Genomic DNA, 14849 nt, shown 5'->3' on the forward strand with positions numbered 1-14849 from the left:
GCTCCGCGCTACCCCCTGCCGTCGCGCGGCGCGAACGCCCGCAGCGCGTCGGCGTCGCTGTTGGCCGACGTCACGTACTCACGTGCCCACCCCTCCGCGTCGGGGTACGTGCTTCCCGTCGCGACGGCCCTGACCGCCGCCGCCACGTCGACCGGGGTGTGGCGCAGCTCGACCTGCCCGTCCCGCAGGAGCGCCCAGGACCCGCCGGCGCGGCCGTACGGCATGCCGACGCTGCCGGGGTTGACGCACAGACGCCGGTCGACGAGGCGCACGAAGGGCATATGGGTGTGCCCCATGACGACGGTCCGCACGGCGGGGTCGAGCCCGCCCAGCACCTCGGCCCAGCGGTCGAGGGAGGAGTCGACGAGCACCACCTCCTCGTCGTCCCGCGGTGTGGCGTGGCAGAACACCACGCGCCCGAACCCGCGTACGGTCAGCTCTGCCGGGTAGGGCAGGCCGGCGAGCAGCGCGACGTCGTCGGGCCGTAGCTGGGCGGCGGCCCAGGGCGCGACCGGATCGGGGATGCTCGTGCCGCCGCCGCGCGCGAGGGCGACCAGCTCACGGTCGGCGTTCCCGCGGATCAGCAGGGCGCGCTCCCCCAGTGCCCGTAGGCGGTCCAGCACGGCGACCGGCTGGGGCCCGGCGGCGTGGTCACCGGTGACCACCACGCGGTCGGCCGCTGCGACGTCCGGCTCGGCGAGCACCGCCTCCAGTACGGGGAGCACCCCGTGGACGTCCGACAGCACCGCGACGGAACCGACCTGTGTGCTGCTGAGAACCTCTGTGCTCATGGTGCGACGATGCCGCGCCGAGCGGCCGTGCGCCACCAGATCTGCCGACAGCAGCGCCGTGCGGGCCGGCGCGGAACACCATCGCGCCGCGCCGCGTTGGCACCTGATGAAAGCGCTACCCGCGCAAGCAGACGTAAAGGATGTGTCCGATGACGTTCCTGAACTCCCTCTTCGGCCCTGGTTCCGGCTCCACGAAGACCACCATGGTCGCGCCGGAGGACGCCCTGCGGGGCCGTTCCGCACCGGTGCTGCAGGCCCCGCGGCCCCACACGGTGCTCGGCTCGTCGATCACCGGTCCGTGGGAGCCGGGAACGCGCGTGCTGTACCTGGCGATGGGCTGTTTCTGGGGCGCGGAGGAGATCTACTGGCAGGTCCCCGGCGTCGTGAGCACCGCCGTCGGCTACATGGGCGGCACCACGCCCAACCCGACGTACGAGGAGGTCTGCAGCGCACGGACCGGCCACACGGAGACCGCGCTCGTCGCGTACGACCCGGCCAAGGTCACCGAGGAGGAGCTGCTCAAGATCTTCTGGGAGCGGCACGACCCGACGCAGGGCTTCCGCCAGGGGAACGACGTCGGCACGCAGTACCGCTCGGCGGTCTACTGGACGACGCCGGAGCAGGCCGAGGCCGCGCAGGAGACGGCCAAGCGCTACGCCGAGGTGCTCAGCGCCAAGGGGTACGACGCGATCACGACCGAGATCGCCCCCGCCGCGGAGGCAGGCTCCTTCTACTACGCGGAGGACTACCACCAGCAGTACCTGTCCGACGCGAAGAACCCGAACGGCTACCGCTGCCACGCGACGACGGGCGTCCCGTTCCCGGCCTGACCGCTGCCCGTGTCAGGGGCGAGCCGTAAGGTCGGCCCCATGATTCGGATGCCCGCGACCGAGCTCTCCGTCACCGGCGAGGACTGGTACAGCCGTGACCTGTCCGGTGAGGACCACATGGCCACGCTGTTCGCCGACGTCGACATGACGGAGGCCTCGGGGACGGGCGCCACGTTCGACTCGTGCGTGTTCCGTGGGGTGCGCTTCAACAGCGCGCACCTCACGGAGTTCGCGTTCACGTCGTGCGTGTTCGACGGGTGTGTGTTCTTCGACGCGAAGCTGGAGCGCTGCAAGCTCGTCGGCTCCCGGTTCGCGGACTGCCGGTTCGACCTGCTCAAGGTCGAGGGCGGCAACTGGTCCTTCACCGACCTGCACCGCGCCGCGCTGGGCGGTGTGCAGTTCGACGGCGTCCGCTTCCGCGAGGCCGACCTCGCCGGCGTCAAGGCGAACGGTGCTGTGCTGACGGGGTGCGACCTCTCGGGCGCCGACCTGGCGGAGGCCGATCTGACCAGCTCCGACCTGCGCGGCAGCGACCTGTCGGCGCTCGACCCCCGCTCGGCGAACCTCACCGGTGCCGTGGTCGGCGAGGCCCAGGCGATCCTGATCGCCGAGACGCTCGGCCTCGTGGTCCGGCCGGACTGACCGCGGACGTCCGGTCATCCTTCCCGCATCCGCGACCTGAGCACGTCGAGCTCGCACCCCGTCGCGTCCGGGTCGAAGCCGTGCTCGATGAGCCAGCGCGACGCCACGAGGCTGCGCAGCGACCACCAGGCACGGATCACGTCGCGGTCCGCCCCCGCGCCGTAACCGGCGAGCAGGTCGTCAAGGCGTTCCTCGTGCCCGAGCGTCACGATCGCGAGGTCGTACATGGCGTCGCCGGGTGCGGCCTCGGACCAGTCGATCACCCCGGTGACCTCGTCGCCGTCGACGAACACGTGCGTGATCTGGAGGTCGCCGTGGATGAACACCGGTCGCCACGGCCGCAGCGCGGCCTCGGCGATCTCCCGGTTGCGCCGGATCACCTCCGCGGGCAGGACGTCGTTGGCGAGCAGCCAGGCGCACTCGCCGTCGAGCTCCGCCGCCACGTCGTCGAGCCGGGGCCCTGGCCACGGCGGCAGCGGCGCGTCGTGCAGCCTTCGGATGGCGGCGCCGGCCGCTGACCACGCCTCCGGCGACGCGGCCGAGGGTTCGCCGAGCCGGCCGAGCGCGCGGCCCGGTACGGCGGCGATCGCGAGCACCGGTGGCTCGTGCCAGACGACCTCCGGGGTGGGGATCGGCGCCATGGCCATCGCGCGCATCTCGACGTCGGCATGCGCCGGGTCGCCGTCGATCTTCAGGAACAGGTCACCGACACGCAGCGTCGCTCGCTGGCTGTGCGCGACGACGACCTCGACCTCGTCCATGACGGCCATCCTGGGCACGCACGGCCGGTGCTGTCACCGGATTTGCGGTGAGCCGCACGGTCTACCCGGTCCACCGTGGGGACCGTGCGAGCGGCCCCGAGCCCGTGAGAACGGTTCGAGCCGAGGCGGCACGCGGCCCTATGCTCGGGACCGCTCGCACACGTACCGGGCTCACGCCCTCGAGGGACGAGGATCGACGATGATCAGCCGCGAACTGACCGACTGGACCCTGACGGCCACCGGTGGCCCCGTCCCAGCGAACCTGGCCGGGATCGAGGTGCCCGCCACCGTCCCGGGCACCACCCACACGGCGCTGCTGGAGCGCGGGCTGATCCCGGACCCGTACCTCGGCACCAACGAGACCTCGCTCGCCTGGATGAAACGATCCACGTGGCGGTACGCGACCGTCCTCGACGAGCCCGCCGCTGCCCCGGACGAACGGGTGGACCTGCTCTTCGAGGGCGTCGACACCGTGGCGGACATCTCGCTGGGCGGCACGCGCCTCGGCCGCACCGCGAACATGCACCGCACCTACCGGTACGACGTGCGGTCGCTCGTCGGTGCGCCCGCCGACCTGGTGGTCGGCCTGGACTCCGCGCTCGAGACGGCCGAGGCCGAGGCGGAACGGCTCGGTACCCGGCCCATGGCCTACGACCAGCCGTTCAACATGGTGCGCAAGATGGCCTGCTCCTTCGGCTGGGACTGGGGACCGGACCTGCAGACCGCCGGCCTGTGGAAGCCCGTGCGGGTGGAGCGCTGGCGCGTCGCCCGTCTGGCGCAGGTGACACCGCTGGTCACCGTGGTCCCGGGCCGCGTCGAGCTGGCGGACGACGATCCGGTCACCCCTGGGACGGTCATCGCCGACGCCGAGGGCCGCCGCACCGGCGTCGTGGACGTGCGCGTGGCGATCGAGAGGTCCGGCCTGTCGGACGACGGACGACTGACCCTCGGCGTGTCCGTCGGGGACCGGGGCGTCTCCGGCAGCATCCCGGCCGGCTGGTCGGGAGGTGTCGTCAACGTCCGTGTGCAGGTGCCCGACGTCGACCTGTGGTGGCCCGCCGGGCACGGCGAGCAGCCCCTGTACCCGGTCGAGGTGGCCCTCTACGAGGGCGACGGCGACGACCGGTCGGACCCGCTGGACACCTGGTCCGGGCGGGTCGGGTTCCGCAACGTCGTGGTCGACCGCACGCCCGACGAGCACGGCACCAGCTTCACCTTCGTCATCAACGGCAAGCGCGTCTTCGCCCGTGGGGCCAACTGGATCCCCGACGACCACCTGCTGACCCGCATCACGCGTGAGCGCCTGGAGCAGCGCGTCGACCAGGCGCTCGGCGCGCACCTCAACCTGCTGCGCGTGTGGGGCGGCGGCATCTACGAGTCCGACGACTTCTACGACGTCTGCGACGAGAAGGGCGTCATGGTCTGGCAGGACATCCTGCTGGCCTGCGCGGCGTATCCCGAGGAGGAACCGCACTGGGCCGAGCTCGAGGCGGAGCTGCGCGAGAACGCCTCCCGGCTGGCGCCGCACCCCTCGCTCGTGCTGTGGAACGGCGGCAACGAGAACATCTGGGGCCACGAGGACTGGGGGTGGAAGGAGCCCCTGGGCGACCTCACGTGGGGCGCCGGCTACTACTACGAGCTCTTCCCGAGGGTCCTGTCCGAGGTGGACCCGACGCGGCCGTACTCGGACGGCTCGCCCTACTCCCCCGGTCTCACGCCCGAGCAGGCGCACCCGAACGACCCGGACCAGGGCACGCACCACCAGTGGGACGTCTGGAACCGGGTCGACTGGACGCACTACCGCGACGACGTGCCGCGCTTCTGCTCGGAGTTCGGCTTCCAGGGCCCTGCGACGTGGGCGACGATGCGTCGCGCGATCCTTCCTGACAGCGCTGCCGTGCCGGCAGGCTTCAAGGAGTCCGAGGTGTTCCTGCTGCACCAGAAAGCCATCGACGGCAACGGAAAGCTCGACCGCGGGCTGGCCCCGCACCTGGGTGTCCCGGAGGACTTCACCGACTGGCACTGGGCCACGCAGCTCAACCAGGCACGTGCCATCCAGTACGCCCTCGAGCACTACCGGTCGTGGTGGCCGCGCACGGCGGGGGCGGTCGTGTGGCAGCTCAACGACTGCTGGCCCGTGACTTCCTGGGCCGCCGTCGACGGCGACGGCCGGCGCAAGCCGCTCTGGTACGCGATGAAGCACGCGTTCGCCGACCGGATGATGACCGTGCAGCCGCGCGGGTCCGACCTGGTCGCCGCCCTGGTGAACGACACCGACGAGCCGTGGACCGGACAGCTCGAGGCGGCCAGGACCACGCTCGGCGGTCGGACGCTGGCGGCCTCGGCCGCGCAGGCGGTGACCGTCGAGCCCCGGTCGGTCACCCTCGTCCCGCTGGCGCGTGAGCTGGTCGCCGTCGGTGACGTGGCGAACGAGGTGCTGGTGGCGACGCTCGGCGACACCCGCGCGCTGCACCGGTGGGCGGAGAGCAAGGACCTCGCGCTCGATCCCGCCCCGCTGCGGACCACGGTCACAGCCGAGGACGGCGGCTACCGCGTCGAGGTGACGGCGACGTCGCTCGCGCTCGGCGTGACACTGCTGGCCGACCGGCTCGACCCGGACGCGCGGGTGGACGACCAGGTCGTCGACCTCCCGGCGGGCACGACGGCGGTGTTCCACGTGGCGAGCGGCAGGGGCCTCGACCCCGAGGCCCTCGTCTCGCTGCCGGTGCTGCGCACCGAGAACGACCTGGTCCGCACAGCGGGCTAGGGTCGGGCCGACTTGATGTCAGTGACCGCGCATACGGTGTGGTCCAGGGGGCGGAAGGAACACCATATGAACGAGCTCGTCGAGGATCTCAGCTGGTCGGTACTGCGCCGCGACGGCGTCGCGGTGGTGGTGGCGCACCCCGCGGCAGGCCTGCCCCTCGTGCTCCACTGGGGCCAGGACCTGGGCGACCTCTCGCCCGCCGACCTGCGGAGCCTCGATGCGGCGACCAGCAGGCAGACCGCGCCGGGCACCCTCGACGCCGCCTGGCGGCCATCGCTGCTGCCGCAGGAGTCGGAGGGCTGGGCGGGACGCCCCGGCCTCCTCGTGGTGGCCGACGGCGTGCCGCTCTACCCGCGCTGGACCGCCGCCCGGCCGGAGCGTGGCGCCGCGGAGCTGTCGGTCACGGCCCGCGACGCGGAGCTCGGGCTCACGCTGCGGTCGCACCTGGAGATCGGCGCCGGCGGGCTGGTGCTGCTGCGGCACGAGGTCACCAACGACGGCCCGGTCCCGGTGGACGTGCACTGGCTCGAGGCCACGCTGCCGGTGCCCAGGTCCGCGGACCACCTCACCCAGTTCAGTGGCCGCTGGTCGCGCGAGAAGGTGCCGGTCACCACAGCGATGCCGGGTGGCAGCACGGCCCGCCAGACACGACGCGGGCGATCGGGGCACGACGCACCCTGGGTGACGGCCGCGTCGTCGGGCACACCGCGCAACCGGACGGGTGAGGTGTGGGCCACGCACCTGGGGTGGAGCGCCGACGTCACCCACCGGGTGGACCACCTCACCGAGCACGTCACGCTCGTCGGCGCCGGCGAGCTGGTCCGGCCGGGCGAGATCCGGCTGACACCCGGCGAGACCTATCGCACCCCGGTCGCGTACTTCTCGTGGTCACCCGCGGGTCTCGACGGCGTCGCGGACCGGTTCCACACGTGGCTGCGTGCGCGCCCCCAGCATCTGACGAGCCCGCGGCCGCTGGTGCTGAACACGTGGGAGGCCGTGTACTTCGACCACTCGCCGGCCAAGCTGGAGCGGCTCGCGCGGCGCGCCGCCGCGGTGGGCGTGGAGCGCTTCGTGCTCGACGACGGCTGGTTCCACTCCCGGCGTGACGACACCACCGGCCTGGGTGACTGGGTGGTGGACCACGACGTCTGGCCGGACGGCCTGGACCCCCTCGCCGGGCTGGTGCACGAGCTGGGCATGCAGTTCGGGCTGTGGTTCGAGCCCGAGATGGTCAACCTCGACTCCGACCTCGCGCGGGCACACCCGGAATGGATCCTGTCGAACCCGGCGGCGGTCCCGTCGCCCGACGGACTCTCGTTCCGCACGCAGTACGTGCTGGACCTCGCGAACAGCGACGCGTGGGAGCACGTGCGGGCCCAGATCTCCGCCCTGGTCACGCAGCTGGGCATCGACTTCATCAAGTGGGACCACAACCGCGACCTCAGCGAGCCGGTCCACGTCGGCGCCGATGGCGTGGCGCGACCGGGCACCCATGCGCAGACGCGGGCCGCGTACGCGCTGATCGCGCGGCTCAAGGCGGACCACCCCGGACTCGAGATCGAATCGTGCTCCTCGGGTGGCGCGCGGACCGACCTGGGCATCCTCGAGGTCACCGACCGCGTGTGGGCGTCGGACTCCAACGACCCCCTGGAGCGCCAGGACATCCAACGCTGGACATCGCTCGTGCTGCCGCCCGAGCTGGTCGGGGCGCACGTGGGCCCGTCGCCCGCGCACTCGTCAGGGCGCACCACCGATCTCACGTTCCGCGTGGCCACGGCCCTGCAGGGGCACGCGGGCTTCGAGTGGGACCTGCTGACCTGCACCGACGACGAGCTGGTCGCCGTCGCGGCGTACGCGACGCTCTACAAGGAACTGAGGTCCCTCGTGCACACCGGCACCGTCGTGCATGCCGACACGGTGGATCCGGCCCTGCGCGTCACCGGCTTCGTCGCGCCCGACCGGGCCGCCGGGGTGTGGACCGTCGCGGCCGTGGCGTCGCCGCAGGACGCGTTGACCGAACGCGTACGGCTCGACGGGCTCGACCCCGACAGGCGGTACAGCGTGCGAGTCCGCGACGAGGTCGGCTCCGCGAAGTGGCTGGGTGGCATCACCCCGGGCTGGCTGGGCAAGGAGCCGACCGACATCCCGGGCTCGGTCCTGACCGGCGTGGGACTGCAGCTGCCCACGCTGTGGCCGATGCAGGCGCTGATCATCCACGTGACGGCTACCACCGCGGCGGACTAGAGCCGCACGGCGCGCGCACACGCACCCGCGCGACAGGGCGGGCAGGTAACCGGTCTTCCGGTACCTGCCCGCCCTGTTGCTCACCCGTTCTGGCTCTTCGGCGGGACGGGCCCAGCGTCGGGTGATCAGGCCAGGCGCCGCCGGGCGAGAACGATGAATGCCGTACCGCCGCCGATCAGTGCGAGCGCGAGCATCGTGTAACCGATCACCTCGGCCGGGCCGGTCGAGGCCAGCACCGTCGGCGGGGGCGTCGTGGTCTGCTGACCAGCAGGTGCGGGCTCAGGAGCCTTGGGCGTGTCGGGTGTGTTGGGGACCGTCGGCACCACGGGCTCCGGCTTGTCGGTCGGTTCGGGGGTGGTCACGGGGGTCGGTTCCTCGGACGGCTCTTCAGACGGCTCGTCCGACGGCTCCTCCGACGGCTCTTCAGAGGGCTCCTCCGACGGCTCTTCAGAGGGCTCCTCCGACGGCTCCTCCGACGGCTCTTCAGAGGGCTCCTCCGAAGGTTCCTCCGACGGCTCCTCCGACGGCTCCTCCGACGGCTCCTCGGAGGGCTCCTCCGACGGCTCCTCCGACGGTTCCTCGGAGGGCTCTTCCGAAGGCTCCTCCGAAGGTTCCTCGGAGGGCTCCTCCGACGGCTCCTCCGAAGGTTCCTCCGACGGCTCCTCAGAGGGCTCCTCCGACGGCTCCTCGGAGGGAGCCGGCGCGTAGAACACCGTGTAGTGGCTGATGTCCTTACCGGACGGGTGCGTGATCGTCACCTCGGTGGCCGGCGTTGGGAGCGTCACAGTCTCCGGACCGTCACCCTGGTTGGCGGATCCAGCCTTCACGCAGTAGCCGGTGATGACCTGCCCGGCAGGGGCGACGACGTGGATGGACGTCTGGTTTCCGTCCGGCTCGACCTTGCCCTCCTCAGGGCAGACCTCCTCGACGCCCGCCACTACCGGTGCAGCGCTCGCCAAGACCGAGGCGGTGCCGTAAAGCCCCAACCCCAGGAGCGCGGCAGCGCCCAGCGCAAGTATGCGCTTCATCGTGGTCTCCTTTGTCCGTGGCTGCGGCGCCACAGAAAGGGGGGTGCGGCGCGCCTGTCATTCGTGACGGTAGATCCGGGAGACGGTCCATGCAACGGCATCAAACCGACATTCTCCCGGCACCGTCCGCGCCACACTGCGGGCGAAAAACCGCTAGTCGCAAAGCACTCGCACGGGGGGGCCGCCGTCCACGCGCCCGCGACACCAAGACGCGACGCTTTTCACCCCGTGCCACCAGCAACGATGCCCATACACGGCGGCGACCTGCGCCAATGCCCTGGCGCGGGCATCCAGAGCCGACGTCGGGCCCGAGGCGAAGCTGAGCCCTAAAAGGCAAATGTCCGAGGAATAGGCCCTGGCTGCAGGTTGGCGCCACGCACAATTGCGGGACAAACCGTTTAACAAAGGGGTGAAATTTGCACCAAAGAATGGCTGATGCGACGGGGATAAGTTCACCCGCTCGTAGAAAAGTTCACCCTTCACGAAAAGACGGCGGGCGCCTGGCGGACCCTTTGCCGTCCGGACCGAGGTCCAGGATGACAAGGGCCGACCAGGCGCCCGCCGAGCGACGCCGGTGCGCCGCGATCAGCTACCGAGCACGCCCTTACGGCGCAGGACGATCAGAGTCACGCCACCGCCCACGAGCGCGAGCGCGATGAGGGTGATGCCGACCGCTGTGCTGTTACCAGTTGCGGCGAGCACCTCGGGCTCCTCGACGGAGGCGGACGGCGTCGCGCCACCCTCGACAGGAGCCGCGGACTCGTCAGCCGGCTCCGTGACATCCGTGCCGGGCTCGGAGGGCACCGGCGACTGGTCGTCGCCCGGAACCGTGGGCGTCGGCGTCTGGTCGTCACCCGGCTCGGACGGCACCGGCGTCTGGTCCTCGCCCGGCACCGACGGCGTCGGGGAGGGCGATGGCTCGGCCTTCACCGTGATCAGCGTGTAGTGGCTGATCGCCTTGCCGGACGAGTGCTCGATCGTCACCTGGGTGGCGGGCGGGTCCACGACCACGTTCTCCGGGCCGAGGCCCTGCTCGACCGACCCCGCCTTGACGCAGTAGCCGGTGATCAGGAAGCCCTCGGGTGCGGTCACCACCAGGGTCTCCTGCTCGCCACCGACGTCGACCTTCCCCTCCTTCGGGCAGGTCGCGTCACCGCTGGGGGTGCTCGCGACGGGAGCCGCTGCGATCGGTGCGGCGAACGCGGCTGCCGGGGTGGCCATGAGGCCGGCGACGAGGAGCGCGGAGGCTCCCAGGACGGTCATCTTGCGCACTGAGCGCTCCTTCGAGACGGGGGTGTTCTCCGTGCCAACGATTCGGCACGCCTCCCGGAGCGTAGCGATAATGGTGCAGAACGCCAATATGTCGTTACCTTACCGAAATGCCTTACATGGGCTTGTATCTACCCCTACCGTCCTTTGCCCTTTTTCTTCCCCTTCGGCGCAGGACGGGCAGCCCTGCTCCGCGGCGCACCGCCACGACTTGCACCTTTTGTACCGTTATGGCTCCTACTGGCGCGACCGCCGGAAGCGTTCGCGGTGCTCTTCCCGGGCGTCTTCGCGCCGGCCTTGGCCGCCCCGACCTTCCCCGATGCCGCCTTCCCTGACGCCCCTGAAGCCGGATCGCCCTCCGCGGCCGGTCGCGCAGTCGGGCCACCCCGTCCACGCGAGCTGTTGACCGTGCGTCCGCGGACGATGCCGATCAGCTCCTCGACGAGGTCGGTGGTGCGGTCGGTGGGCCAGACCAGCCCCACGGGCGCCGTCGGCCCGTCCGCGAGGAGGCGGTAGGTCACGTCCTTACGACGGTGCAGGCGCGCGAGCGACATCGGCAGGACGGCGACGCCGACGTTCGCCGCGACGGTCGCCACGGCGTCGGCGGTGGTCGGGACCGCGTCCAGCGGCTGGCCCGACGGGTCCGCCGGCACGACGCCGGGGACCTGGCGACCTGCGAAGAGGACGTCGTCCGCGGGGACCCAGACCGGGTCCTCGGCGATGTCGGCGCTGGACACCGTCTCCTCGTCCGCCAGAGCGGCAAGCAGGTGGTCCCGGGAGAAACAGACCACCGAGGCCTCCTCGTAGAGCGGGATCGCGGAGAACACGTCCTTGTCCACGGGCAGCCGGCCGATCGCGGCGTCGGCCTCCCCTGCCTCCAGCGCAGCCGAGATGTCGGCCGCCTCGAGCTGCACCAGCTCGATCGGCACGTCAGGCAGGCGCTCCCGCCACACGCTCGCCCACTTGCCCGGGGTCGCGCCCGGTACATACGCAAGACGGAACGGCTCCGGGGGCTCTGGGTGGCTCACACCCCCAGGCTACGGGGGCCTGCATCCTCCCCTTCACCCGCCGAGTGCAGAGTTTGTCGCGCCCACGTTCGCCGACTGCAGAGTTTGTCGCTCCTCCGCGCCCTGGAACCGCGACGAACTCTGCACTGGTGCCGGTGGGGCGCAACCAGGTCTGCACTCGACCTCAGTCCAGGTGCACGATCGGACCGATACTGCCGCCCGGTACCCAGCCGAGCCTGTGGAGCCGTTCGGCGACCTGGCCGCCGATGTCTCCGTCGGCGCTGTCCCTGGGCGCGGGGAATCGCAGGAGGATCACACGGTCGGTGCTCACCAGTCCGTTCTGGCGCGTCGCGTCGTCCGCGAGCATCTCGTTACCGGAGTGGAACTCCCGCCCGTCGATCTCAAGAACGACGTAGCGTCCGTCGGGCAGGATCCACGCGAAGTCGACCCTGCCAAGGAACTCGCCGCCCAACCGGAACACGATCTGCTGCCCGTCGGGCGGCACTCCCTGGTCGATGAGCGCCAGCCGCGTGAACGTCTCCGACGGCGAGGCGTCGCGTCCCGGAACGAGCTCGAGCCACGGTCGCACCGCGACAACTCCGCGCCGCCCGCGAATCAGCTCTCGAATCCGCCCGAGGTCCGCCATGCAGATGCGGTCCTCGCGCAGGGCGTCGCAGATCGCCGCCACGGCGTTGTCGCGCGGCAGCGTCAGGAGCGCCTGGGCCAGTGCGTGCACGAGCTCCGCGACGTCGCGCCCGTGACGCCGTACCACTGGGAACGTTCCGTACCGACGAAGTACCGTTCCGGGTCGTACCCCGGCGTCCATCCAGGCCGGGCGTGAGACCTCCGGGGCCAGCTCCGCCGGCAGCCCGCCCACTCCAAGAAGCGCTAACGCGCACCCTCCGGTCGCCGCTCCGTCCGGGTAGGCCAGGAGCCCGATCCACGCGGCCCGACGGCGGACGTGGTCGTGATAGCCGGCGCAGACCCGGTCCCGGACGGGGACCGGATTGATGTCGTAGACCCCGCGGGTGATCCGCACCCACGCCCCCGAGCGCACCAGTCGCAGCACCGCATGCTTGCTGACACCCGCCTCGGCGCACTGCGTGATGGTTACCAGGTCTTCCTGGCACGCCGCCAGGGTCCGAAGCTGAGCGGGAACGGTCTCGGGATGCCTCACTCACAGATCACAACGTGATCGACGCCGGTGGCGAGCCCTCACAGCGCGCCTGTGGACAACGCAAAGCCTGTGGAAGCCCTCCAGCCCTTGTCCCGCCGCCGTGCCGGTCTGTCGCGACCGGGTCTGTCGCACGTCCCGGAGTTCTGGACCTAAGACCGGGACCGCGCCCGTGGTCCCTAACACCCGCCCCGCCAGCGACTGCAGACTTTGACGCGGCCCCCGTTGCCGAGTGCAGAGTTGGTCGCGGATGAGGAGGCCGCTACCGCGCCAAACTCTGCAGTCGCCAGAGGGCAGCGCGGCTAACTCTGCACTCGATGCCGGGTCCCGCGAGCCGGCCCACCAAGCCCGCACCGGGCAGCCCCACTATGCCGGACCACCGGGCCGCGCATCGGGTACCCCGCCCACCTCACACACCTCCCAACCTCACACCGTCCCCCACCCCGTCAGCGGGAAGCCTGAGCCCAGGCCCCAGTAGGCTGGGCCCATGAGTTCCTCCTTCGCCTCGCAGCGGTTCAAGCCGTCCAACGCCGCCAAGCGACTCGGCGTCTACCTGCCTGCAACGCCGCAGGAGTTCCAGGACTCGCCGATCACGCGTGCCGAGCTCGAGGAGCTGGAGACCAACCCGCCCGAGTGGCTGGCCGACCTGCGCCGCAACGGCCCGCACCCGCGGCCGGTCGTGGCAGGGCGGCTCGGCATCTCGATCGCCGGCCTGGCGCGCGGTGGGATCACGGACCCGCTGACCACCGAGCAGATCAACGAGCTGCGCGAGGACCCGCCGGAGTGGCTGACGCAGGAGCGCGAGATCGCCGCCCAGGTGCGCGCCGAGGACGAGCGCGTCGAGGAAGCCCGCAAGGCAGCGGAGAAGAAGTCCCGCTCCGCACGGTGAGCCCCGAGGTCGACGCCGTCCTGGCCGAGCTGCGCCCCTACCCCGAGGACGGTTCACGGGCCGACGGACCTGTCGCCGTCGACGCGACCGACCGGCTCCTGCTCGACGAGGCTGCTCCGCTGATCGAGCGGGACCCGCACGGGGTGGTGGTGATCGGCGACCGGTTCGGCGCTCTCACCCTGGGCGCCCTGGCGCTGGGCGCCGACCAGGTCGACGTGTACCAGGACGCGATCACCGCCGAGGCGGCACTCTCCGCCAACGCCAACGCCAACTCCGCGCGCGCGTCCCGGACCCTGTGGGCCGGGCACGGTCGGGCCTCCGGGGACGCCCCGCCCGAGCCGGCCCGGATCGGCTTCACGGTGCACGACGAGCTCGGTCCCGAGCTGCTCGCGGGCGCGCGGCTCGTGCTGCTCCAGCTGCCGACGTCGCTGGCCGAGCTGACCGAGATCGCCGAGCACGTCGCCCGGTACGCCGACCCTGCGGTGACCCTGCTCGCCGGCGGCCGGGTCAAGCACATGACCCACGCGATGAACGACGTGCTCAGCGCCTCGTTCGGGCAGGTCAGCGCATCACTCGCGCGACAGAAGTCACGGCTGCTCATCGCGCGGGAGCCACGGTCCGACGTCGGCCCGCTCACCTACCCGGTCACCGCGCGGCTCACCGACCGCGAGATCCTGAGCGCGATCGGTACGGCCGGGAAGACGGCGACGCCGGACACCGGGCTGACCGTCGTCGCGCACGGAGCCGCCTTCGCCGGGGCCACGCTGGACCTCGGCACCCGCTTCCTGCTGGCCCAGGCCCATCGCTGGCCCGAGCTTGCGGACGGGGACGCCATCGGTCCGTCCGACACCCCGGTGCCCGGCATGGACGCTCATCCGGTCGCCATCGACCTCGGCTGCGGCACCGGCATCCTCGCCACTGTCCTGGCACTGCGCTTCCCCGGTGCCCACGTGATCGCGACGGACCGGAGCACGGCCGCCTGCGCGTCGGCTCGGGCGACGCTCGCCGCGAACGGCGTCAGGGCCACGGTCGTCCGGGGTGACGCGGGGGACTCGCTCCCCGTGCCCGACGGCTCGGCGGACCTCATCCTGCTCAACCCGCCGTTCCACGACCGCGCCGCGCTGAGCACCGACGCGGCGCACCGCATGTTCGCGACCGCGGGTCGGCTCCTACGCGACGACGGCGAGCTGTGGACCGTCTTCAACACCGGGCTGCACTACCGCCACGCGCTGGAGCGCGCCGTCGGGCCGACGGAGCACGTCGCCCAGGACCCGAGGTTCACGGTGACCCGGAGCCTGCGGAACCAGAGCCTGCGGAAACCGGAGTCTGCGGAAACCACTTACTGACGTGTCAGTAGTACGCGGCTAGCCTGGCTGGGCGCTCACCCGGGCGTATCCGCACCGGCAGCACGCCCGGTCTTGGCCGGCCTGCCCCGAGCTCGAAGGAT

General features: G+C 71.6%; 12 protein-coding genes. 6 read left to right on the forward strand and 6 right to left on the reverse strand.

Annotated features, from left to right (window positions below):
• Positions 1-8: 8 nt before the first annotated feature.
• Positions 9-791, reverse strand: coding sequence for a metallophosphoesterase family protein (locus ACYVK7_RS02730; RefSeq protein ID WP_460886137.1), 783 nt, complete (start codon positions 789-791; stop codon positions 9-11).
• A 149-nt stretch (positions 792-940) separates the two neighbouring features.
• Here ACYVK7_RS02730 and msrA point away from each other — a divergent pair, with 149 nt between their 5' ends.
• Both msrA and ACYVK7_RS02740 read left to right on the forward strand, forming a co-directional pair.
• On the forward strand, positions 941-1621 hold the full coding sequence (gene msrA, locus ACYVK7_RS02735) for a peptide-methionine (S)-S-oxide reductase MsrA (protein ID WP_460886138.1): 681 nt from the start codon (positions 941-943) through the stop codon (positions 1619-1621).
• Positions 1622-1660: 39 nt separating this feature from the next.
• A complete protein-coding gene (locus ACYVK7_RS02740) occupies positions 1661-2263 on the forward strand; it encodes a pentapeptide repeat-containing protein (RefSeq protein ID WP_460886139.1) in 603 nt (200 codons plus the stop codon).
• Positions 2264-2277: 14 nt separating this feature from the next.
• Here ACYVK7_RS02740 and ACYVK7_RS02745 read toward each other — a convergent pair whose 3' ends face one another.
• Positions 2278-3024 (reverse strand): phosphotransferase family protein, encoded by a 747-nt coding sequence (locus ACYVK7_RS02745; RefSeq protein ID WP_460886140.1) that lies wholly within the window; start codon positions 3022-3024, stop codon positions 2278-2280.
• A 199-nt stretch (positions 3025-3223) separates the two neighbouring features.
• Between ACYVK7_RS02745 and ACYVK7_RS02750 the strand changes: the two genes are divergently transcribed.
• The gene (locus ACYVK7_RS02750) at positions 3224-5791 is read left to right on the forward strand and encodes a glycoside hydrolase family 2 protein (RefSeq protein ID WP_460886141.1); all 2568 of its coding nucleotides are present in this window, start codon (positions 3224-3226) and stop codon (positions 5789-5791) included.
• 66 nt (positions 5792-5857) lie between these two features.
• Positions 5858-8035, forward strand: coding sequence for an alpha-galactosidase (locus ACYVK7_RS02755; RefSeq protein WP_460886142.1), 2178 nt, complete (start codon positions 5858-5860; stop codon positions 8033-8035).
• A gap of 125 nt (positions 8036-8160) precedes the next feature.
• On the opposite strand, the gene ACYVK7_RS02760 is transcribed toward ACYVK7_RS02755, so the two are convergent.
• The 4 genes from ACYVK7_RS02760 to ACYVK7_RS02775 all read right to left on the reverse strand — a co-directional run bounded on the left by ACYVK7_RS02760 (position 8161) and on the right by ACYVK7_RS02775 (position 12516).
• The gene (locus ACYVK7_RS02760) at positions 8161-9063 is read right to left on the reverse strand and encodes a hypothetical protein (RefSeq protein ID WP_460886143.1); all 903 of its coding nucleotides are present in this window, start codon (positions 9061-9063) and stop codon (positions 8161-8163) included.
• A gap of 585 nt (positions 9064-9648) precedes the next feature.
• Positions 9649-10335, reverse strand: coding sequence for a hypothetical protein (locus tag ACYVK7_RS02765; RefSeq protein ID WP_460886144.1), 687 nt, complete (start codon positions 10333-10335; stop codon positions 9649-9651).
• A gap of 134 nt (positions 10336-10469) precedes the next feature.
• A complete protein-coding gene (locus ACYVK7_RS02770; protein WP_460886145.1) occupies positions 10470-11360 on the reverse strand; it encodes a LysR substrate-binding domain-containing protein in 891 nt (296 codons plus the stop codon).
• Positions 11361-11523: 163 nt separating this feature from the next.
• The gene (locus tag ACYVK7_RS02775) at positions 11524-12516 is read right to left on the reverse strand and encodes a type IV toxin-antitoxin system AbiEi family antitoxin domain-containing protein (protein ID WP_460886146.1); all 993 of its coding nucleotides are present in this window, start codon (positions 12514-12516) and stop codon (positions 11524-11526) included.
• A 484-nt stretch (positions 12517-13000) separates the two neighbouring features.
• Here ACYVK7_RS02775 and ACYVK7_RS02780 point away from each other — a divergent pair, with 484 nt between their 5' ends.
• Positions 13001-13402 carry a DUF5997 family protein gene (locus ACYVK7_RS02780; protein ID WP_460886147.1) on the forward strand — a complete coding sequence of 134 codons (402 nt, stop codon included), beginning with the start codon at positions 13001-13003 and terminating at the stop codon, positions 13400-13402.
• Positions 13399-14748: a class I SAM-dependent methyltransferase gene (locus tag ACYVK7_RS02785; RefSeq protein ID WP_460886148.1), complete on the forward strand. Its 1350-nt coding sequence runs from the start codon at positions 13399-13401 to the stop codon at positions 14746-14748. The genes ACYVK7_RS02780 and ACYVK7_RS02785 overlap by 4 nt, the downstream gene beginning before the upstream one ends.
• The last annotated feature ends 101 nt before the right edge of the window (positions 14749-14849 follow it).

This window comes from Promicromonospora xylanilytica (genome assembly GCF_054782895.1).